Annotated in this window: 20 protein-coding genes and 1 pseudogene; 14 read left to right on the forward strand and 7 right to left on the reverse strand. The window is 72.7% G+C overall.

Annotated elements, in window-relative coordinates:
• Positions 1 to 93 precede the first annotated feature (93 nt).
• The gene (locus MCBG_RS19370; RefSeq protein WP_043327576.1) at positions 94 to 348 is read right to left on the reverse strand and encodes a hypothetical protein; all 255 of its coding nucleotides are present in this window, start codon (positions 346 to 348) and stop codon (positions 94 to 96) included.
• Positions 345 to 663 (reverse strand): annotated as a pseudogene (locus MCBG_RS19375) (DivIVA domain-containing protein). The gene MCBG_RS19370 and the pseudogene MCBG_RS19375 overlap by 4 nt, the downstream one beginning before the upstream one ends.
• Before the next feature lie 252 nt (positions 664 to 915).
• Here MCBG_RS19375 and MCBG_RS19380 point away from each other — a divergent pair.
• From MCBG_RS19380 to MCBG_RS19395, 4 genes are all read left to right on the forward strand, one after another.
• Complete coding sequence (locus MCBG_RS19380; RefSeq protein ID WP_043327577.1) at positions 916 to 1,146, forward strand: winged helix-turn-helix domain-containing protein; 231 nt, start codon at positions 916 to 918, stop codon at positions 1,144 to 1,146.
• Positions 1,147 to 1,214: 68 nt separating this feature from the next.
• Positions 1,215 to 1,715 carry a cation:proton antiporter regulatory subunit gene (locus tag MCBG_RS19385; protein WP_043327578.1) on the forward strand — a complete coding sequence of 167 codons (501 nt, stop codon included), beginning with the start codon at positions 1,215 to 1,217 and terminating at the stop codon, positions 1,713 to 1,715.
• A 5-nt stretch (positions 1,716 to 1,720) separates the two neighbouring features.
• Complete coding sequence (locus MCBG_RS19390) at positions 1,721 to 2,938, forward strand: cation:proton antiporter (protein ID WP_043327579.1); 1,218 nt, start codon at positions 1,721 to 1,723, stop codon at positions 2,936 to 2,938.
• 164 nt (positions 2,939 to 3,102) lie between these two features.
• Positions 3,103 to 3,531, forward strand: coding sequence for a hypothetical protein (locus tag MCBG_RS19395; protein WP_030500541.1), 429 nt, complete (start codon positions 3,103 to 3,105; stop codon positions 3,529 to 3,531).
• 70 nt (positions 3,532 to 3,601) lie between these two features.
• Here the strand turns inward: MCBG_RS19395 and MCBG_RS19400 are convergent, their stop codons facing one another.
• The 5 genes from MCBG_RS19400 to dnaK all read right to left on the reverse strand — a co-directional run bounded on the left by MCBG_RS19400 (position 3,602) and on the right by dnaK (position 8,375).
• The gene (locus MCBG_RS19400) at positions 3,602 to 3,808 is read right to left on the reverse strand and encodes a hypothetical protein (RefSeq protein WP_043327580.1); all 207 of its coding nucleotides are present in this window, start codon (positions 3,806 to 3,808) and stop codon (positions 3,602 to 3,604) included.
• A 186-nt stretch (positions 3,809 to 3,994) separates the two neighbouring features.
• Positions 3,995 to 4,435: a heat shock protein transcriptional repressor HspR gene (locus MCBG_RS19405; protein ID WP_030500539.1), complete on the reverse strand. Its 441-nt coding sequence runs from the start codon at positions 4,433 to 4,435 to the stop codon at positions 3,995 to 3,997.
• Between the two features lie 24 nt (positions 4,436 to 4,459).
• Positions 4,460 to 5,641, reverse strand: a complete 1,182-nt coding sequence (gene dnaJ / locus MCBG_RS19410; RefSeq protein ID WP_043327581.1) for a molecular chaperone DnaJ — start codon at positions 5,639 to 5,641, stop codon at positions 4,460 to 4,462.
• Between the two features lie 79 nt (positions 5,642 to 5,720).
• Positions 5,721 to 6,455: a nucleotide exchange factor GrpE gene (gene grpE / locus MCBG_RS19415; protein WP_043327582.1), complete on the reverse strand. Its 735-nt coding sequence runs from the start codon at positions 6,453 to 6,455 to the stop codon at positions 5,721 to 5,723.
• Positions 6,456 to 6,503: 48 nt separating this feature from the next.
• Positions 6,504 to 8,375 (reverse strand): molecular chaperone DnaK, encoded by a 1,872-nt coding sequence (gene dnaK, locus MCBG_RS19420; protein WP_043327583.1) that lies wholly within the window; start codon positions 8,373 to 8,375, stop codon positions 6,504 to 6,506.
• A 211-nt stretch (positions 8,376 to 8,586) separates the two neighbouring features.
• Between dnaK and MCBG_RS19425 the strand changes: the two genes are divergently transcribed.
• The 10 genes from MCBG_RS19425 to MCBG_RS34255 all read left to right on the forward strand — a co-directional run bounded on the left by MCBG_RS19425 (position 8,587) and on the right by MCBG_RS34255 (position 20,961).
• Positions 8,587 to 10,404 carry a GTPase family protein gene (locus MCBG_RS19425; protein WP_043327584.1) on the forward strand — a complete coding sequence of 606 codons (1,818 nt, stop codon included), beginning with the start codon at positions 8,587 to 8,589 and terminating at the stop codon, positions 10,402 to 10,404.
• 17 nt (positions 10,405 to 10,421) lie between these two features.
• The gene (locus MCBG_RS19430; protein ID WP_051611301.1) at positions 10,422 to 12,080 is read left to right on the forward strand and encodes a GTPase; all 1,659 of its coding nucleotides are present in this window, start codon (positions 10,422 to 10,424) and stop codon (positions 12,078 to 12,080) included.
• A 52-nt stretch (positions 12,081 to 12,132) separates the two neighbouring features.
• Positions 12,133 to 13,359, forward strand: coding sequence for a hypothetical protein (locus MCBG_RS19435; protein ID WP_043327586.1), 1,227 nt, complete (start codon positions 12,133 to 12,135; stop codon positions 13,357 to 13,359).
• 1,134 nt (positions 13,360 to 14,493) lie between these two features.
• A complete protein-coding gene (locus MCBG_RS19440; RefSeq protein WP_223201270.1) occupies positions 14,494 to 14,940 on the forward strand; it encodes a hypothetical protein in 447 nt (148 codons plus the stop codon).
• A 613-nt stretch (positions 14,941 to 15,553) separates the two neighbouring features.
• Positions 15,554 to 16,732: a pyruvate dehydrogenase (acetyl-transferring) E1 component subunit alpha gene (pdhA, locus tag MCBG_RS19445; protein WP_043327587.1), complete on the forward strand. Its 1,179-nt coding sequence runs from the start codon at positions 15,554 to 15,556 to the stop codon at positions 16,730 to 16,732.
• On the forward strand, positions 16,732 to 17,721 hold the full coding sequence (locus MCBG_RS19450) for an alpha-ketoacid dehydrogenase subunit beta (protein ID WP_030269708.1): 990 nt from the start codon (positions 16,732 to 16,734) through the stop codon (positions 17,719 to 17,721). Before pdhA ends, MCBG_RS19450 begins: the two co-directional genes overlap by 1 nt.
• 5 nt (positions 17,722 to 17,726) lie before the next feature.
• Positions 17,727 to 19,184 (forward strand): dihydrolipoamide acetyltransferase family protein, encoded by a 1,458-nt coding sequence (locus tag MCBG_RS19455; protein WP_043330772.1) that lies wholly within the window; start codon positions 17,727 to 17,729, stop codon positions 19,182 to 19,184.
• A gap of 224 nt (positions 19,185 to 19,408) precedes the next feature.
• Complete coding sequence (locus tag MCBG_RS33095; RefSeq protein ID WP_013283356.1) at positions 19,409 to 19,546, forward strand: hypothetical protein; 138 nt, start codon at positions 19,409 to 19,411, stop codon at positions 19,544 to 19,546.
• A 347-nt stretch (positions 19,547 to 19,893) separates the two neighbouring features.
• Positions 19,894 to 20,130, forward strand: a complete 237-nt coding sequence (locus tag MCBG_RS34250; RefSeq protein WP_223201271.1) for a hypothetical protein — start codon at positions 19,894 to 19,896, stop codon at positions 20,128 to 20,130.
• A gap of 171 nt (positions 20,131 to 20,301) precedes the next feature.
• Positions 20,302 to 20,961 (forward strand): hypothetical protein, encoded by a 660-nt coding sequence (locus MCBG_RS34255; protein WP_223201272.1) that lies wholly within the window; start codon positions 20,302 to 20,304, stop codon positions 20,959 to 20,961.
• Positions 20,962 to 20,983 lie beyond the last annotated feature (22 nt).

The raw sequence follows: 20,983 nt of genomic DNA on the forward strand, positions 1-20,983 counted from the left end.
TCCACTCCTGTGACCTGAGTCACCCTCCGCCGGCGAGGCCGGGTAGATCTTGGTACGAAACGGCCCTCATAGGGGCCCTTTCGTACCAAGATCTCATCGACGCGGGAGGCGCGTAAGGCAAGGGGTCTCGTGGTCGGCGCGCAGCACGCAACGCCGGCCGCCGTCCAGCTTGCGGTCACAGAAAACCCAATGGCGTACGGCCTGGTCGTCCTCCGTCGACACGGTGATCCCGCCCAACTCCACCACCGCGAGGAACGTCAACGACCGGCCGGCCGTGCGACCGAGCATCTTCGCCCGGGTCAGATCCGCCGCGCGCACCGGCAGATGGATCACGTACCGCCCGGTCACGGCCGCCCGGCCAGGTCGCGCATTGAGGGAGCCTGACGGGACTGCCACTCGCGCAACGCGCCCTTGATCCGCGCCGTCTCCTCACGGCTCCGGGCGACTTCGGCGTACGCGGCGGCGAGGTCCCCGGCCACGCGGTCGAGGAACGCGGCGACCTCGGCGGGGTCCAGCCCCCCGGCGGCGCGTCGCGAAGCTGCGGCCCCGCACCTGCCAGGGCCGGAGCGGAAGGTACGACGCGGAGCGGTACGCGGCGCCCGGCGCGGAGTCGGGCGGGCGCGCGTTCCGCCGCTTCGGACGTATTCGCAGGAGATTGCGCACGACACTGTCCCTTCTTCCAGGCCAAGGAGACGGGTAAGGCGACACGACTGGCCGCGCACGACCAGTCGCGCCGACCACGGGTGCCAACCGGAGGGCCGGTTTGCCTACCAGGCGTTCCGCCGAGGGCATCCGCACGAGCAACATACAATGCAAAGCATTGTATGACAAGGAGTGAGCATGCTTAGCACGCGAAGTGTTGGCTGACCGGTCTGACTCGTGGGAAGATCTTGGGGCCTACCAGGAGTTGCCGCCATGCCCCGAGTTTCAGACCGTCAGAGAATCGCGCAGGACATCAGAGACAAGATCGCTTCGGGCGAGTACGGCCCCGGCGACAAACTCCCCTCCCTGCGTGAACTGATCGCGCACTACCAAGTGTCCGCAGAGCCGGTCCGGTCGGCGCTGTTGATCCTTCAGGCCGAAGGTCTCGTCGAGGGGCACCAGGGCAAGGGCACCTACGTAACCGGTCGGGACGAGACCCCCTGATCGCACGATGACGGGCGATCGATCGACCCCGGACGCAGCAGGTGCGCGCCCGGAGTAGCCTCACCCGCGTGCGAGTACGTGTCGAACAGACCGCCCTGCCGGGTATCGGCGTACGTCATGACCTGATGACGGAGTCCGGCCGCCGGCTCGGTGTGGTCTCCCACCGCAATGGCCGTCGCGACCTGGTCCTCTACGACCCGGACGATCCCGACTCCTGCCAGCACGACATCCCCCTGACGGACGACGAGGCGGAGGCGCTCGCCGACATCCTCGGCGCGTCGCTGATGCTGGGTCAGCTCTCCGGGCTGCGCGAGCAGGCCGCCGGGCTGCTGACCGAGCAGATCGCCATTCCGGCCGGCTCGAAATACGTCGGCAAGCGGCTGGGTGACACCAAGGCCCGGACCCGGACCAGCGCGTCGATCGTCGCCGTGCTGCGTCAGGGCACGGTGAACGTCTCGCCGGATCCCACTTTCCGGTTCGAAGCCGGCGACGTGGTCGTCGTGGTCGGTACCCGCCAGGGGCTCGACGGCGTGACCGCGATCCTCGCCGAGACCGACCCGGACGTCTGACGCGTATGCACGAAACCACAATCCTGCTCATCGAGGTCGGTGCGCTGCTGCTCCTGCTCGGCCTGCTCGGCCGGCTGAGCCGTCGCGTCGGTGTCTCGCCCATCCCGCTCTACCTGCTCGCCGGCCTGGCGTTCGGGCACGGTGGCCTGCTGCCGCTCAACGCCAGCGAGGAGTTCTTCGCCGTCGGCGCCGAGATCGGCGTGATCCTGCTGCTGGTCATGCTCGGCCTGGAGTACAGCGCCAACGAACTGGTGGGCAACCTCCGCTCGGCCGCGCCGGCCGGTCTGATCGACGCGGTGCTCAACGCGCTGCCCGGCTTCGGGTTCGCGCTGCTGCTCGGGTGGGGCTGGGTCGCCGCAGTGGTGCTCGGAGGCGTCACCTGGGTGTCGTCGTCGGGCGTGATCGCCAAGGTGCTCGGCGACCTGGGCCGGGTCGGTAACCGGGAGACGCCGGTGATCCTCTCCGTCCTGGTGATCGAGGACCTGGCGATGGCCCTCTACCTGCCGCTGGTCACCGCGCTGCTCGCCGGGGTCGGCCTGATGAAGGGCGGCATCGCGCTCGCCATCGCGGTGTTCACCGTCGTCGTGGTGCTGGCCGTGGCGATCCGGTACGGCCACCTGATCTCCGCTGCGCTCTCCGCCAAGGACCCGGAGGCGCTCCTGCTCGGGGTGCTCGGCCTGACCCTGCTGGTCGCCGGTATCGCGGCCAAACTCCAGGTCTCCGCCGCTGTCGGCGCGTTCCTGGTCGGCATCGCGTTGTCCGGGCCGGTGGCGCACCACGCCACCGAACTGCTTTCCCCGCTGCGGGATCTCTTCGCCGCTGTCTTCTTCGTGTTCTTCGGGCTGGTCACCAACCCGCTGGACATGCCGCCGGTGCTGCTGCCGGCGCTGGTGCTGGCAGTGGTCACCATGGCGACGAAGGTGGCCACCGGCTACCTGGCCGCCCGCCGGGCGGGGATCGCCGAGCCCGGTCGCTGGCGGGCCGGCCTGGCGCTGACCCCGCGCGGCGAGTTCTCCATCGTCATCGCCGGACTGGCCGTCGCGGCCGCCTACCCGGTGAACCCGAAGCTGGCGGCGCTCGCCACCGCGTACGTGTTGATCACGGTGGTGACCGGGCCGCTGCTCGCCCGGCTGCCCGACACCCAGTGGTTCAAGCAGTGGCTGCGCTCCCGCGCCGCCGCCGCCCGTGCGGCAGCGGCGTTGCCCGCGCCGACCGGGGACTGACCCGCGCCGGGCCGGACCTGCCACAGGCAGATCCGGCCCGGCGTTGTCAAATTGATCCCCGGAAGGTCTACCACTGCTCCGCTCAGCCGCGTTAACGTTTCGGCCCAGCAGCCAGGGTCCGCGGGTGGCCGGTGCCCCCGCCAGCGCAAGCGGAAGGTCGGCCGGTGAGCGTGCAGGAAGATACGTTCCACGGCTTCGCCAATCCGGTCGATCCCTCGCCCGCCGAACTCCGGGCGTGGGCCTATCAACCGGATTCGGTGCCGCTGACCTCGATGCCGCCCGACTGGGACCTGCTGGTCGCCGGTGACCATCTGGTGCAGACGCTGTTCGACCTGGCGATGGACGAGCGCTGCCCGGCCCGGCGGTTCGCGCTGCACTGCCTCTACATCTACGCCGCCGACGGCATCCGGACGAACTTCCGCGCCCATCCCAAACGCCGGTTCCGCAAGCTTGTCGAGCAGGCCGAACGCGCCGGTGACGACCTGATGCGCAACTGGGCGCACAACAGCCGCGTGCTGCTCGCCCGGCCCGACCTGTTCGTCTACCGGGACTGGTGCGAGGGCGGCCTGGTCCGCGAGAACCGCCGCCTCTGACACGTCGCCGGCTTGAACGGCGAACGGGCCGGGATCCCCCGTGGATCCCGGCCCGCACGTCGGCGGATCGTCAGGTCGACCCGCCCTGCTTCTTGCGCCTCTCGTCGTCCCGGGCCCGGTCCACGCCGTGGTCCGTCTGGTCGGCGAAGCGCCCTTCCTTGACCTTGTCGCTGAAGCGTCCCTCGGTGACCCGGTCGAACCGCTCGCGGACGTTCTCGGCCACCTTCTCCAGCCGTTCCTCGGCGCGTTCCGCCACCTTCTTAGCCGGTTCCGCCATGGCTCCCCCTGCCAACTCGGCGTCCGATTTAGGGGTTTTGGCCCTACCGGCGAGCCTAGTCGACAGCGCCCTGCCGCATCCCGCATTCCCCGACGAGCGCCCCGAACCAGGGACGCACGAGGGCCGGACGTACGAAGGCCGGCGCGGCCCCGGGGGAGCGGGGCGCGCCGGCCTTCCGGTGAAAGGTCAGCGGTCGGGAGCGCGGCGTGGTCGCCAGACGACGAGCGCGGTGGACGTGCGGTTGGTCGGCACGAGGTCGCCGCGGGCAAAGCCACCGAGCGACTCCAGCTCGGCGATCCGCCGGTACGCGGCGTCCAGCTCCGCCTCCAGCCGGGCCACCCGCTGCTGTGCCTCTTCGAGCAGCCGCTCCAACCCGATGATCCGCTTGACCCCGGCCAGGTTGATCCCGTCGTCCTGGCTGAGCCGCTGCACCTCGCGCAGCAGCACCACGTCCCGGACGCTGTACCGGCGACCACCGCCGGACGCCCGGCCCGCCTGCACCAGGCCCAGCCGGTCGTACTGGCGCAGCGTCTGGGGGTGCATTCCCGCCATCCGCGCAGCCACCGAGATCATCAACACCTTGGCCTCGTAGGCCGGGTCACCCGAGCCGACGTACTCCTCCGACATGCCCGCTCACCTCCGCTGCCGCCGTCAACTGAATCGACGTACCCGCGCGTCGAGATGTTCCCGCGCGGCGGGCGGAGTCTGCTCCGCGAAGGTCTCCAGCGCCGCCCGCGCCTCGTCCGAGACCTTCGCCGGGACCACCACGTCGAGCGTGACCAGCAGGTCACCGGCGCGGCCGTCCTTGCGTACGACGCCCTTGCCGCGGGCGCGCAGCACCCGCCCGCTGGGCGTACCCGGTGGCACCCGCAGCGTCACCGTCCCGTCCAGGGTCGGCACGCGCAGGTCGGTGCCGAGGACCGCCTCGGCGTACGTGATCGGGACGTTCAGGGTCAGATCGTCCCCGGTACGCCCGAACAGCTCGTCCGGGCGGACCTTCACCTGCACGAACAGGTCGCCGGCCGCGCCGCCCCGCTCACCGGGCTCACCCCGGCCGGCCAGGCGGATCCGCTGCCCGTCGGCCACCCCGGCCGGGAAGCGCACGTTCAGCGTGCGGGTCTTGGTGACACCGCCGGTGCCGTGGCACTCCGGGCACTTCTCCTCGACGATCGTGCCGACGCCCTGGCAGTTGCGGCACGGCTCGGAGAAGCTGAACGACCCCTGGTTGCGGGTGGTCACGCCGGCGCCGTGGCAGACCGGGCAGGCCACCGGCTGGGTACCCGGCTTCGCGCCGTTGCCGTGGCAGGTGTCGCAGACGCCGGGCGCGCGCAGCGTCAGCGGCAGCGTGACGCCGCGTACCGCATCCTCGAAATCGAGCGCCACCTCGGTCTCGACGTCCCGGCCCCGCGCCGGACCGCGCGGACGCGCCGCGCCGCCCCCGCCGCCGGAGAAGATCGAGCTGAACAGGTCGGTGAAACCGCCGCCGCCGAACCGGGTGTCCCCGCCGCCCGCGCCGCCGCCGAACAGGTCGGAGACGTCGAACGGCACGCCGCCCGGCTGGCCCGCGCCGCGGGCGCTGCGGCGGAAGGCGCCCGAGCCGAACAGCGAGCGCATCTCGTCGTACTCGCGTCGCTTCTTCTCGTCGCCCAGCACCGCGTACGCCTCGGAGACGGTCTTGAACCGCTCCTCGGCCCCGGTGTCGCCGGGGTTGTGGTCCGGGTGCGACTCCCGGGCCAGCTTGCGGTACGCCTTCTTGATCTCGTCCGAGGAGGCGGACTTCTCCACGCCCAACGCGGCGTAGTAGTCCTTCTCGATCCAGTCCTTGGAACTCACCGGTCCACCCCCTTCCACGGGTCGAAGCCCGGCCGTCCCGCCCGCCCGGTGGGGGCGGGCGGGACGTCACGGGTCGGCACTACTCCGGGTCCGCGACCGCGACCATGGCGGGCCGCAGCAGCCGCTCGCCGAGCTGGTAACCGCGGCGCATGACCTGTACGCAGGTCGACTCGGTCACGTCGGCGGAGGTCTGGTGCGCCACCGCCTCGTGCCGGGTCGGGTCGAACGGGTCGCCCTTCTCGCCGAACGCGGTCAGGCCGAACTTGCCCAGCGCGGCGGTGAGCTGCTCGGCCACGCTGCCGAACGGGCCCACCAGATCGCCGTGCTCACGGGCCCGGTCCAGGTCGTCCAGGATCGGCAGCAGCGCGCTGAGCACAGTGCCGGTGGCCTGCTCCTGGACCAGGTTGCGGTCCCGGTCGACCCGCTTGCGGTAGTTGGCGTACTCCGCCGTGACCCGCTGGAGGTCGCGGGTGCGCTCCTCCAGGTCGGTGCGGAGCGACTCCAGCTCGGCGCCGAGCGGCGCGGTCGCCTCCGTCTCCCCGCTCGGCTCGGCCGGGGAGTCGACCACCGTCGGCCCGGTGACCTCGGCCTCGCCGCCGATCTCGTCGACCACGACCTCGGCCTCCTCGACCAGCCCTTCGGCGGGCGCGTCGGCAGCGGCGTCCGCCGCCGAGGCGTCGTTCGCCGGCTGCTCGGTCACCTTGCCGAGCTTGCGCTTGTCGCGGATGACGACCCGGGGTTCGTCGCCGGCGTCCTTGCCGGCGCCCGCCGACCCGGTGGCACCCGGGTCGGCCGCGCGTGGCTTGTCCGTCATGCGGTTACCTCATCCCTCTGCCGTGCGAATCGTGTCCGGGACCGGATGTCACTTCTTGTCCTCGTCCACGATCTCCGCGTCGACCACGTCGTCGTCGCCGCCGGCCTTCGGGCCACCGGTCGCGCCCGCGCCCGCGCCGGCGCCCGGCCCGGCCGCGCCACCCGGCGCCGCCTGCTCGCCCTCCTGCTGCTGGGCGTAGAGCAGCGAGCCGGCCTGCTGGGAGACCTGCGCCAGCTTCTCGTGCGCGGACTTGATCTTCTCGATGTCCTGGCCGCCGAGCGCGCTGCGCAGCTCGCCGAGCGCCTCGTTGAGCTGGTCACGGTTCTCGCTGGGCAGCTTGTCGCCGCTCTCGGCGAGGAACTTCTCGGTCTGCCACTGGAGCGCCTCGGCCACGTTGCGGGTCTCGGCCTCCTCGCGGCGGCGCTTGTCCTCGTCGGCGTGCTCCTCGGCGTCCCGGCGCATCCGCTCGATGTCGTCCTTCGGCAGCGAGGAGCCGCCGGTGATCGTCATCTTCTGCTCCTTGCCGGTGCCCAGGTCCTTGGCGTGCACGTTCACGATGCCGTTGGCGTCGATGTCGAACGTGACCTCGATCTGCGGCACGCCGCGCGGGGCCGGCGGGAGGCCGGTCAGCTCGAAGGTGCCGAGCTTCTTGTTGTAGGCCGCGATCTCCCGCTCGCCCTGGAACACCTGGATCAGCACCGACGGCTGGTTGTCGTCGGCCGTGGTGAAGACCTCGGAGCGCTTGGTCGGGATGGTGGTATTGCGCTCGATGAGCTTGGTGAAGATGCCGCCCTTGGTCTCGATGCCCAGGCTCAGCGGGGTCACGTCGAGCAGCAGGACGTCCTTGACCTCGCCCTTGAGCACACCGGCCTGGAGCGCGGCGCCGACGGCGACGACCTCGTCCGGGTTGACGCCCTTGTTCGGGTCCCGGCCGGTGAGCTGCTTGACCAGGTCGGTGACGGCCGGCATCCGGGTCGAGCCGCCGACCAGGATGACGTGGTCGACGTCGGAGATCTTGATGCCGGCGTCCTTGACGGCCTGCTCGAACGGGCCCTTGCAGCGGTCCAGCAGGTCCTGCGTCATGCGCTGGAACTCGGCGCGGCTGAGCGTCACGTCGAGGTGCAGCGGGCCGGCCGAGCCGGCGGTGATGTACGGCAGGTTGATGTTGCTGGTGGTGGCGGCGGACAGCTCGATCTTGGCCTTCTCGGCCGCCTCCTTGAGCCGCTGCATGGCCATCTTGTCCTGCGAGAGGTCGATGCCGTGCTCACCGCGGAACGTCTTCACCAGGTGGTCGATGATGCGCTGGTCCCAGTCGTCACCGCCGAGCTGGTTGTCACCGCTGGTGGACTTGACCTCCACCACGCCCTCGGCCAGCTCCAGCAGCGACACGTCGAAGGTGCCGCCACCGAGGTCGAAGACCAGGACGGTCTGCTCCTTGGAACCCTTGTCCAGGCCGTACGCCAGGGCGGCCGCGGTCGGCTCGTTCACGATCCGCAGCACGTTGAAGCCGGCGATCTCACCGGCCTCCTTGGTAGCCTGGCGCTGCCCGTCGTTGAAGTAGGCGGGGACGGTGATCACCGCGTCGGTGATCTGCTCGCCCAGGTACGCCTCGGCGTCCCGCTTGAGCTTCATCAGCGTGCGGGCCGAGATCTCCTGCGGGGTGTACTTCTTGCCGTCGATGTCGACGGTCCAGTTGGTGCCGATCTCCCGCTTGACCGAGCGGATGGTCCGGTCGGGGTTGGTCACCGCCTGGCGCTTGGCGACCTCACCGACGAGCACCTCGCCGTTGCGGGCGAACGCGACGATCGAGGGAGTCGTACGCGAGCCCTCTGCGTTGGCGATGACGGTGGGCTCACCGCCCTCGAGAACGCTGACGCAGGAGTTCGTCGTGCCGAGGTCGATGCCGACCGCACGTGCCATGTTCGCTTCCTCGCTTCGTAACGGGTGAGCAGGTCAGACGGCCTGCCCGGGAGGGCCGCCCGGAAGCGACCGCACCACAAGTTGAGTGAACTTGACTCAATAGTGCCACGCCATCGCCAATCCGCAAGTCGAGGTTGAGCCGACCCGGCGCAACCCGACCGTTACTACTGTCCGGTTGTCTTACCTTGCGTCGGTCGGGCACGCTTTAGCGGTGACGACGCATGGCGATTCCGCCACCCGTGCCGGCGCGCCCGCCGTCGCAGCCCGCACCGGAGCCACCACCGGCGCCGACCAGCCTGCGCACGCCGCGGAGGGCCTGCCCGCCGCGCTCACCGGCCTGCGGTCGGCGATCGGCGCGGCCCGCTTCCCGCTCGCCCTCCCGTCGGCCGAGCCGGCCCGGCACGCCGCCACGAGCCTCACCGACCAGCTCGACGACTACCTGCTTCCCCGGCTGGCCCGGCTCGACGCCCCGCTGCTGGTGGTGGTCGGCGGCTCCACCGGCGCGGGCAAGTCGACGCTCGTCAACAGCCTGGTCCAGGCACGGGTCAGCGCGGCCGGGGTGCTCCGCCCCACCACCCGCTCCCCGGTGCTGGTGTGCAGCCCGACCGACGCGGCCTGGTTCCGGCAGGGCGAGCTGCTGCCCGGCCTGACCCGGACCACCGAGCCGAGCGAGCAGCCGGGCACCCTGCACCTGGTCACCGCACCGGCGCTGCCGCCCGGCCTGGCCTTCCTCGACGCGCCCGACATCGACTCGGTGGTCGACGCCAACCGGGCGCTCGCCGGGCAACTGCTCGCCGCCGCCGACCTCTGGCTGTTCGTCACCACCGCCGCCCGGTACGCCGACGCCGTCCCCTGGGAGCTGCTGCGCAGCGCCCGCGCCCGGGGCACCGCAGTGGCGATGGTGCTGGACCGGGTCCCCCCGGAGGCCGCCGACGAGGTCGCCGCCCACCTGTCCGAGATGCTCGCCGAGCAGGAGCTGGGCGCCGCGCCGCTGTTCGTGCTGCCGGAGACGTGGGTGGACGGGCAGGGGCTGCTGCCGGACCGGATCACCGCCCCGCTCAGTGACTGGTTCGCCCGGCTCGCCGCCGACGCCGACGCCCGCGCCGTGGTGGTCCGGCAGACGCTCGACGGCGCGCTGGCCGCGCTGCACCCGGTGGTGGAGGCGCTCGCCGAGGCCGCCGACGAGCAGTGCACCGCGGCCGACGCGCTGGACGAACGGGTACGGGCCGCGTACCGGGGCGCCGAGCGGAGCGTCGACCAGGGGCTCCGGGACGGCCGGCTGCTGCGCGGCGAGGTGCTGGCCCGCTGGCAGGAGTTCATCGGCACCGGCGAGTTCTTCCGGGGCCTGGAGGCACGCATCGGCCGGCTGCGGGACCGGGTCGTCGCGGCGGTCACCGGGCGGCCCGCGCCCGCCGCGGAACTGCGTACCGCGATCGAGTCGCAGCTCGTCACGCTGCTGCGCGGCGTGGCCGCCGAGGCGGCGGAGAACGCGTACACCGGTTGGAAGGCGCACCCGGCCGGCGCGGCGCTGCTGGAGCCGGACCTGGCCCACGCCTCGGCCGACCTGCCGGAGCGGGCCGAGCAGCTGGTCCGCGACTGGCAGCGCGGCGTGCTGGAACTGGTCCGGGTCGAGGGCGGCGACCGGCGGTTCGTGGCCCGCACCGCGGCGTACGCGGTGAACGCCACCGGCCTCGCCGTCATGATCGGCGTGTTCGCCTCCACCGCGTTCATCCCCACCGGGCTGGAGGTCGCCGCCGGCACCGGCACGGCGGTCGCCGGGCAGACCGTGCTCCAGGCGATCTTCGGCGACCAGGCGGTGCGGAACCTGGCCCGCAAGGCCCGGATCGACCTGCTCGACCGGACCGGCAAGCTGCTGGCCGAGGAGGCCGAGCGCTTCCTGGCCCGCACCGAGGCCGAACGCCCGGCCGACAACGCCGGCGCGGCGCTGCGCTGGGCCGCCCTGGAGGTCGAGCGGGCCCGGCACCGGAGCGGCTTGTTCCCGAGCCCCGAGCAGGACGGACGCCAGTGAGTAACGTCGTCGGACGGATGCGGGACGCGCTGCGCGGCGAGCAGCGGGTCGACCCGGACGTGCTGATCGAGCGCCTCCAGGCGATCCAGCGGTTCCTTTCCGCGGTGGACGGCGATGTGCCCGACGCTCAACTGGTCGCCGCGCACACGGTGGTCGAGCGGGCCGGTGACCGGCTCGCCCTCTCCGGCCGGCACACGGTGGTCGCGCTGGCCGGCGCGACCGGCAGCGGCAAGTCGAGCCTGTTCAACTCGCTGGCCCGGCTCGACCTCTCCCCGGTCGGGGTGCGCCGGCCGACCACCGGCGTCGCGCACGCCTGCGTGTGGGGTCCGCTGGACGGCGCGGTCCGGCTGCTCGACTGGATCGGCGTGCTGCCCCGGCACCGGTTCGTCCGGGAGAGCCCGCTGGACGCCGACGACGAGTCGACGTTGCACGGCCTCGTCCTGCTCGACCTGCCCGACTTCGACTCGGTGCAGCACGGTCACCGGCTGGAGGTCGACCGCCTGCTGGGCCTGGTCGACCTGGTGGTCTGGGTGGTCGACCCGCAGAAGTACGCCGACCGCGTGATCCACACCAGCTATCTGCGCGAGTTCCACAGGCACAAGGACGTCACGGTGGTGGTGCTCAACCAGGCCGACCGGCTGCACCCGACCGAGCTGCCCAAGGTCCTCGAGGATCTGCGCCGGCTGCTCGACGAGGACGGGCTGGGCGGGGTGCCGCTGCTGCCCACGGTAGCGGTCGACCCGAACGGGCTGAGCGGCCTGCGGGCCGAGCTGGAGCGTACGGTCGCCGAACGGCAGGCCGCCCTGCGCCGGCTCTCCGGCGACGTGGACGCCGTGGTGGCCGATCTCGAACCGCTCGTCGGGCCGGAACCGCCGAGCAGCAAACCCGGCGACGCCTCGGCACAGGAGCTGAACCGGGCGCTGGCCGGGGCGGCCGGGGTGCCGACTGTGGCGGCGGCGGTCGAGGGGGCGTACCGGCACCGGGCCGTCAGCAACACCGGCTGGCCGCTGCTGCGGAGCTGGCGCAAGCTACGACCCGATCCGCTGCGCCGGCTGCACCTGCCCGGGCGGGACCCGGACGCGCCGGCGGACAGCCTGGTCGCGGCCACCTCCGTACCCGATCCGACAGCCGCGCAGCGCTCGGCGCTGACGCTGGCGATCCGCGCGGTGGCCGACCGGAACGGCGCCGGTCTGCCGGCGCCGTGGCCGGCCGCGGTGACCGCGGCGGCCCGGTCCCGGCAGGCCGACCTGCCGGGCGCGCTCGACCACGCGGTCGCCGCGACCGACCTGGGCATGGACCGCCGGCCGGCCTGGTGGCGGGTGGTCGGCGCGCTTCAGTGGGTGGTCACCCTGGCCGCGCTGGCCGGCCTGGTCTGGCTGCTCCTCGGGTACGCGGTGCGCCTGCTCGGCCTGCCCCCGCTGGAACACCCCACGCTCGGCGTGGTGCCGTGGCCGACGGTCCTGCTGCTCGGTGGCCTGCTGGCCGGGCTGCTGATCGCGGCGCTGACCCGGCCGGTGGTCGGGTGGGCGGCCCGCCGGGCCCGGGCGCGGGCCGAGCGACGCCTGCTCACGTCGGTGGGCAGCGTCGGCGAGAAGTACGTGCTGGACCCGGTGTGGGCGGTGCTGACCCGCTACGGCACGGCCCGGGAGGCGCTGCGCGAAGCCGTGCGGCGCTGAACCCGGCGCGCTGACCGGTGTGGGGGCGGCCCGCGCGGCGTAGGGTCGATGCATGGCCACGCCACAGACCCCCTACGACGCGGTTCTGCACGCCGCGCGCGACGTGACGAGGCTCGACTCGGCCCTGGACGCGGAGATGCTCGGCGCCGCGTTGCTGGGCAGCGTCTACGCCGTCGCGGAGCACGACCGGGAACAGGCCGTCCGCGAGTTCGTCACCGGCTTCCTCGCCGCCACGTCCCGGCGGCGCAGCGCCGCCGCGACCACACTGCGCGCCGTCTTCGCCGCCCTGGTGCCCGACGCCGAGGGCGCCGCCCGGGTCCGGCCCGGCGCGTACGCCCCGACGTGGGCCGGCCAGCTCGGCCGGGTGCACGTCACAGGCGCCTGGGCGTACGGCGACGTGTACGGCGACCAGACGTCCTACCTCGCCACGTTCGCGTACGACGACGAGGAACAGGGCGGGCCCGAGCACGCGCTGGTGGCGCTGGTCGACCACAACATCGGCATCACCAAGGACGTCTTCGTCGGCGGCCCGGCGGCCCGGATCGTGGAGCAGGCCCGGGAGATCTGCACAGAGGACGAGTTCACCTGGTTCCGTACCGAGGACCCGGCCCGGATGCACGCCGAGGTGAGCCGCCACCTGGCGGTCACCGACGACCTCGCCGAGCTGCCCGCACAGGGCTCGCTCGCCACCGACCGGGCGCTCGTGGGCGCACGGCTGGCCGCGCTGCCCGGGCCGACCCCGCCGGCCGGTCCGGCGGTCGTGCCGCCGCCCACCGACGAGGAGCGCACCCGCCTGGTACGCGCATTCCTCGACTCGCCCGAGGCGTCCCGGTTCGGCCTGCCCGAGGTCGCCGACGGTGAGCTGGCCTCACTGCACTTCTGCCTCGGCCTGCTGCTCGACCACGCGGCCAGCTTCCCGGACGCCGACCCGATGCGGTGGAGCCCGATGGTCGCCGAGCTGTTCCTGCTCGACTGGGTGCACCGCCGGGCCGTGCTGGACATGGACGACGCGGCGATGCTGCCCCGGGTGCTGCGCGCCTGGGCGGCGTACGCGGCCCGGCAGCGCGGGCTGTCGCAGTCGGCGTCCGCCCGGACGGACGAGGCGATCACCGAGATGGTCCCGGAGTTCGCGCGGCTCTACAGCACCGGTGAGCGGCGCAGCCCGGCCACCGCGGCGGTCGCCCAGCTGATGGCGGACGGCGTGGACCCGGACGACCCGGAGGCGCTCAACGCCTGGATCGAGGCGAACCGCCACCGCCTGACCGACGACCCGGCCTAGGCAGTCGCACACGCATGATCGGCACCACCTCGGCGAGGTGGCGGCATCACCCCGGCCGGAACCACACCACTACGCCGTACTGGTGTCGATCATGCGGGCGCCGGCCCTCGGTGGCCCCGCCCCTCGTTGATCCACACCACCCCGGCGAGGTGGTTGTATCAAACCGGCCGGAACCACACCAGCACGGCGTAACGGTGTCGATCATGCGGCCCTGGGTGCCCCGCGCGAGAGGCCTCCCCGAACCTCCTTGATCGACACCAGCACGGCGAGGTGGCTGTATCAGACCGGCCGGAACCACACCACCACCCCGTAATGGTGTTGATCATGCAGCCTGCGCCCTCCAGACCACCCCGCCCCGCACGAGGGCCAGGCCCCCGGACCTCGTTGATCGACACCACCTCGGCGAGGTGGCTGCATCAGACCGGCCGGGACCACACCACCACGGCGTAACGGTGTCGATCATGAGGCCTGCCGTCCCCCGACCACCCCACCCCGGCACGAGGGCACACCCCCCAGACCCCTGTTGATCGACACCGCCCCGGCGAGGTGGCTGCATCGAACTGGCCGGAACCACACCACCACCCCGTAATGGTGTTGATCATGCAGCCTGCCCCCTCCAGACCACCCCGCCCCGCACGAGGGCCAGGCCCCCGGACCTCGTTGATCGACACCACCTCGGCGAGGTGGCTGCATCGGACCGGCCGGGACCACACCAGCACGGCGTAACGGTGTCGATCATGAGGCCTGCCGTCCCCCGACCACCCCACCCCGGAACGAGGGCACGCCCCCCCAGACCCCTGTTGATCCACACCACCTCGGCGAGGTGGCTGCATCAGACCGGCTGGGACCACACCACTACGCCGAAGTGGTGTCGATCATGAGGCGCGGGACACCGATGGGCGGGCCGGGCCGGAAGGAGCGGACGCGGCGGACGACCCGGCAGGACCCGACGGCCCAGCAGAACCGGACGGATCGGCAGGACCCGACGGATCAGCAGGACCGGACGGCTCAGCGGGACCCGACGGCCCAGCGGAACCGGTCGGCTCGGCAGGACCCGACGGATCAGCGGGACCGGACGTACCCGATGGGCCGGACGGGTCGGACGAACCTGCCGAGGGCGTCGGCTCGACGGACGTGGCGGACGGCTCGGGGCTGGGGCTCGGCTCGGGCGTCGGCGTACCCGGGTCGGACGGCGGGTGCGACGGCGACGGTGAGGGCACCGGCGAGGGGTGCGGCGGGCGGACCGGGGTGGGCCGGACCGGCGTGGACGGTGGCGGCGGCGCGGCCACCGGGCGGGACCGGTGGCGGGCGAGGTCGCTGTCGTCGGGCAGGCTCGGCGCGGCGGGGAGGACGGGCCGCGCCGGGGGTACGGAGGTGACGTCGGGGGTGGGCGTGGACGGCACTGCAGGCTGGGTCGCCTGGGGCGGCGGGATCACCACCGGCCCGATCGAGGGTGTCGGCAGGAACGGGGTGCTGGTGTCGGGGAGCGCGCTGTTGCCCACCGTCGCCGATCCGGTGCTGATGGCGGCGAGGATCGGCATCGACGCCGTGCCGGCGAGCAGCGCCACTGTGAGCAGGTAGCCCCGGCTGGGGGCGCCGGCGCCGGGGGCGCGGTGCGCGCCGACGACCCGGCGGTACGGGGAGGCGGGCAGCGCGCGGTGCCGGCCGAGGAAAGGTGAGCCGGGGGGACCCTCTGGTTCGGACACCGGCACACTCCTCACGCGCGAACGGGGACGGGAGAGCACGCGCGGATATTCGGACAAATGCCGCGCAACAGCTCACCGCAAGCTTGACCCAGTGACGCTCAGTTCACCAGTCGCAACCGCGTGTCGACACACATTTTGTACGTCAGCCGATCCCGCCACTGGGGACAAAGACGGCTATCCGTCATGAAGACGATGGAACCTCACTCACCAAGGAGGCCATACTGTGGGCCCGCTCACCTCCTCTGCAATCATTCAGACACGACGGCAACGCAGCCGCCACCTCCGCGTACCCCGCGGCTGGTGCGGAACGGCGCCGGCGCTCCCGGGCCTGGGTCTGTCCCCGACCGACTCCGGCTCACGCCGCGCGGCAACCCCTACCGGGGTCAGGCGCGGTCGCCAGGGACCGACCCGGCATCAGCCGGGCGGGCGCACGAGGTGCTCGGCTCGGGTAACCCCCGGCGCCGGCGCAGACAGACAGGGAGAGACGGATGGCAAAGGGCGACCCCGGGGCCGCCACCCGCAGCAAGCGGGCCGCACCCCGCACCAGGCGCGCCGCCGCGGCCGGTGAACCGGAACTCGTACAGCTGCTCACGCCGGAAGGTGAGCGCATCGAGACCGCGCTCGGCCCGGACGGGACCGAGTACCGCGTCGACTTCACCGACGAGGAGTACCGCGGGCTCTACCGCGACCTCGTGCTGGTCCGCAAGCTGGACGCCGAGGCCACCGCGCTGCAGCGCCAGGGCGAGCTGGGACTGTGGGCCAGCCTGCTGGGCCAGGAGGCGGCGCAGGTCGGCTCCGGCCGGGCGCTGCGTACGCAGGACATGGCGTTCCCGACCTACCGCGAGCACGGCGTGCTCTACTGCCGCGGCATCGACCCGATCATGCCGCTGGGCCTGTTCCGCGGCGTCGACCAGGGCGGCTGGGACCCGAACGAGTTCAAGTTCAACATGTACACGATCGTGATCGGGGCGCAGACCCTGCACGCGACCGGGTACGCCATGGGTGTCGCCATGGACGGCAAGACCGGCGGCGAGGACGGCGAGGCGGTCATCGCCTACTTCGGTGACGGCGCCACCAGCCAGGGCGACGTCAACGAGTCGTTCGTCTGGGCCAGCGTCTTCAACGCCCCGCTGGTGTTCTTCTGCCAGAACAACCAGTACGCCATCTCCGAGCCGCTGGAGCGGCAGACCCGCGTGCCGCTGTACCGGCGGGCCGGCGGGTTCGGCTTCCCCGGCGTCCGGGTGGACGGCAACGACGTGCTCGCGTCGTACGCGGTGACCCGGCACGCGCTGGACAACGCGCGCAACGGCCAGGGCCCGAGCCTGGTCGAGGCGTACACCTACCGGATGGGCGCGCACACCACCTCCGACGACCCGACCCGCTACCGCATCGCCAGCGAGGTCGAGGCGTGGCAGGCGAAGGACCCGATCGCCCGGATGAAGGCGTTCCTGACCAAGCAGAAGATCGCCGACGAGTCGTTCTTCACCGCTGTCGACGAGCAGGCCCGCACCGAGTCGGTGCACCTGCGCGAGCGTGTGCTCGCCATGCCCGACCCGCAGCCGGTGAGCATGTTCGACCACGTCTACCCCAACGGCTCTCCCGAGCTGGACGAGCAGCGGGCCCGGTTCACGCAGTACATGGAGTCCTTCGAGGGGAGCGCGCACTGATGGCCACGGAGACGCTCACCCTCGGCAAGGCACTGAACACCGGCCTGCGGCGGGCCTTGGAGAACGACCCGAAGGTCGTCATCATGGGCGAGGACGTCGGCAAGCTCGGCGGCGTGTTCCGGATCACCGACGGCCTCCAGAAGGACTTCGGCGACCAGCGCGTCATCGACACCCCGCTGGCCGAGTCCGGCATCATCGGCACCGCTGTCGGCCTGGCCATCCGCGGTTTCCGGCCGGTCTGCGAGATCCAGTTCGACGGCTTCGTCTACCCCGCGTACGACCAGATCGTGTCGCAGGTGGCGAAGATGCACTACCGCTCGCAGGGCAAGGTGCGGATCCCGATGGTCATCCGCATCCCGTTCGGCGGCGGTATCGGCGCGGTCGAGCACCACTCCGAGTCGCCCGAGGCGTACTTCGCGCACACCGCCGGTCTCAAGGTGGTGAGCTGCGCGAACCCGCAGGACGCGTACGTGATGATCCAGCAGGCGATCGCGTCGGACGACCCGATCGTGTTCCTGGAGCCGAAGCGGCGCTACTGGGAGAAGGGTCCGGTGGACCTGGACGCGCCGATCGCCGACGCGTACCCCCTGCACTCGGCCCGGGTCGCACGGCCCGGCACGGACGCGACGGTCCTGGCGTACGGCCCGATGGTCCGCACCGCGCTCGACGCGGCCACCGCCGCCGCCGAGGACGGCCGCGAGCTGGAGGTCATCGACCTGCGCACGATCTCGCCGCTGGACCTGACCGCGGCGTACGAGTCGGTGCGGCGCACCGGCCGCTGCGTGGTCGTGCACGAGGCCCCGGGCAACCTGGGTCTCGGGTCGGAGATCGCGGCCCGGATCACCGAGGAGTGCTTCTACTCCCTGGAGTCCCCGGTGCTGCGGGTGACCGGCTTCGACACCCCCTACCCGGCCGCCCGGGTGGAGGAGGAGTACCTGCCCGACCTGGACCGGGTGCTCGACGCCGTCGACCGCACGTTCGGCTGGTGAGCGGCATGTCCCGGATCAAGGAGTTCAACCTTCCCGACCTGGGCGAGGGCCTGACCGAGGGCGAGATCCTCGCCTGGCTGGTCAAGGTCGGCGACGACATCGAGCTGAACCAGCCGATCGTCGAGGTGGAGACCGCGAAGGCGGCGGTCGAGATCCCGGCGAAGTGGGCCGGCCGGGTGCAGGCGATCTTCCACCCGGAGGGGTCCACTGTCGAGGTCGGCGTGCCGATCATCGCGATCGACACCGACCCGGGCGCCGGGCCGATCGAGGAGTCGACGACCGCGACCCCGGCGTCGGACCTGCCCGCTCCGTCGGCAGCGTCGCTCGCCGCGGTCCAGGTCGCGCCCGCCGAGGGCATGGTCGAGCCGGGCCTGATCGGTGGTGTGGCCCCGGGTGGGCGTACCGCCGTGCTGGTCGGCTACGGCCCGCGCAACGCCCCGGCCAAGCGCCGCCCGCGCAAGGGTGACGCGCCGGCACCGGCTCAGGCCGCCGCCCCGGTGGCGCCCGCGCCGGTCGCGCCCGCCCCGCCCGCTCCCGCCCCGGCGGTCAACGGCAACGGCCGGGTCTCCGGTCCGGTGCTGGCCAAGCCGCCGGTCCGCAAGCTGGCGAAGGACCTCGGCATCGACCTGGCCACGCTGACCGGCTCGGGTCCGCTCGGCTCGATCACCCGTGAGGACGTACAGCGGGCGGCGACCGCGACCCCGGCGGCGGCCGAGCCGCTGACGGTCACGACGCCGGCCGCGTCGGCCGCGAGCTTCGGCGCGGACCGCGAGCAGCGCATCCCGGTCAAGGGGGTACGCAAGCTCACCGCGGAGAACATGGCCCGCTCGGCGTTCACCGCCCCGCACGTGACGGAGTTCCTGACCGTCGACGTGACCCGGGCGATGAAGGCGCTGGACCGGCTGCGCGACCGGCGGGAGTGGCGCGACGTGCGGGTCTCGCCGCTGCTGCTGGTCGCCAAGGCGGTGCTGCTGGCGGTCAAGCGGCACCCGATGGTCAACTCGACCTGGGCCGGCGACGAGATCGTGGTGAAGGAGTACGTCAACCTCGGCATCGCGGCGGCCACCGAGCGCGGCCTGATCGTGCCGAACATCAAGGACGCCGGGCGGCTCTCGCTGCGCGAGCTGGCGGACGCGATGACGGACCTGGTGCAGACCGCGAAGTCGGGGAGGACGTCCCCGGCGGACATGTCCGGCGGCACGTTCACCATCACCAACGTCGGCGTCTTCGGCGTCGACACCGGTACGCCGATCCTGCCCCCGGGCGAGTCGGCGATCCTCGCCTTCGGCGCGGTACGGGAGCAGCCGTGGGTGCACAAGGGCAAGGTGAAGCCGCGCCTGGTGACCACGCTCGGCCTCTCCTTCGACCACCGCATCATCGACGGTGAGCTGGGCTCGAAGTTCCTCCGCGACATCGGGGACTTCCTGGCCGACCCGGAGGCGGCGCTGCTCGCCTGGACCTGACGCACCACCGCTCCGGTCACGGCCGGTGTGCCACGGGTGAACGCCCGGCACACCGGCCGTAACCGTTTCGGGAACGGAATCATAGGATCTGAGGGCAGGCTGACCTACGATCCTTAGGTACGTGGTTCAGCTCACCTAATAATCGATGGCGATGGGCGGCCTGGTGCGCTTAAATAGAGACATCAAGGGGCTGACAACCGAATAGCCAGGAGGAGAGACCCAAGATGAGCATGATCGAGCGAATCCGCACCCGCCGCGACGCCAACCGCCGCGCCCGCGCCATCGAGCACGCGCTGCGTTCCGCGAACTCGCCCGCGGTCCGCGAGGAGCTTCTCGCCATCGCCCAGCGTCACATGAGCTGACGCCACAGACCTTTCTCACCTCCTCCAGTCCGAAGACCCGCCCGACACCGGGCGGGTCTTCGGCGTATCGGCATCGGTCGGCACCGGGATTCCACCTCGCCGCACCGCCCGGTACGGTTGGCACGGTCGCCAACCGGTGGTTCCGGGCCGACGCGGGCAAGTGAAACCCATCGACGTCGTCCGGTGACTTTCGGTGACGGCCGATGCTCCCCCGGGCGGCTCCGGGCAACCACCGGATACGGTGCGGGGAGCCCGCACGGCCGGTACCCGCCGGCGACGCCGGCAGCCATGCCGACGGTTCCCCGGACCGGCATCGGCGGCCGACCTGTGATGGAGGAGGCGCACCCATGACGTCCGAGGCTCCGCACCGCCCCGGCCAGGAGCCGGGCGAGGTGTCGCCGGGCACCGGCGGACCGGTGCCGTACGGCGATCAGCCGGCGCAGCAGGACAACGGGTACAACGGAGCGCCCGACCTCGGCTGGGCGCCGCCCCCGCCGGCCGGTCGGCCCGCGCAGCCGGCCCCGGCCTGGGCCGCTAACGACGAACAGCCCCCCGCCTGGGCCCCCCCGCGGGCCAGCCGGTGACCGGCCGGGCCACCGCCCAGGTCCCACCGCCCGCCGACCGTGGGCATCATCCCGCCTGGGGCTTCACCGACTAGGGCGCCCCGCCTGGGCCGGTCCCGGCCAGGGCAGTCCCGTGTGGGGCGCTCAGGAGCAGCCCGGCCCGGACCGCGCCGCCGACCCGGCGCCGCCCGCGTGGGCCGCCACGCCGCCGGGCAGCCCGGTCGAGCGACGGCGCCGGCCTGGGCCGCCGAGCAGAACCGCCAGGGGTGGGGCTCCGGTGAGCAGCCGGCCCGGTCGCCGTCCGGCGACCCGGCCGCCCGCAGCACCGGTTACGTCCCCGCCCCGGCCACCGTGCCGAACGAGACCTGGGTCACGCCCGCCCCGCCGGACGACCCGCACCGCTCCGGCGGCTTCGCGCCCACCGGTGGGCAGCACGACGACGCCCCGGGACACGCCGGTGGCTGGTCCACCGCCGCGCCGCCGGACGATCCGAACCGCTCCGGCGGCTGGAACCCGCGCGACGAGCAGCCCGCCGCGGCCGACGACCCCGGCCGCTCCGGCGGCTGGACGCCGCGTGAGAGCCAGCCGGCCTGGGCACCTCCGGGTCAGCAGACCGGCGCCACCTGGCCGCCGGCCGACCCGCCCGCCCGTGCCGCCGCCGCGGTCTCGGTGCCCGGCGTCACCCGGCCGGACAACGCGTGGTCCACTCCGGAGCAGTCCGATCAGGACAACCGCTCCGCCGCTGGCGAGGACGACTCGCACCGCTCCGGCGGCTGGCGTCCGACCGGTGGACAGCACGACGGCGGATGGCCCGCCCCGCAGGCCGAGAACCGGCCGGGTGGCTGGGACTAGCCCGCCCGCCCCGACGACCCGG

The organism is Micromonospora sp. M42, from assembly GCF_000568915.1.
In the GTDB taxonomy this organism is placed as follows: domain Bacteria; phylum Actinomycetota; class Actinomycetes; order Mycobacteriales; family Micromonosporaceae; genus Micromonospora; species Micromonospora chalcea.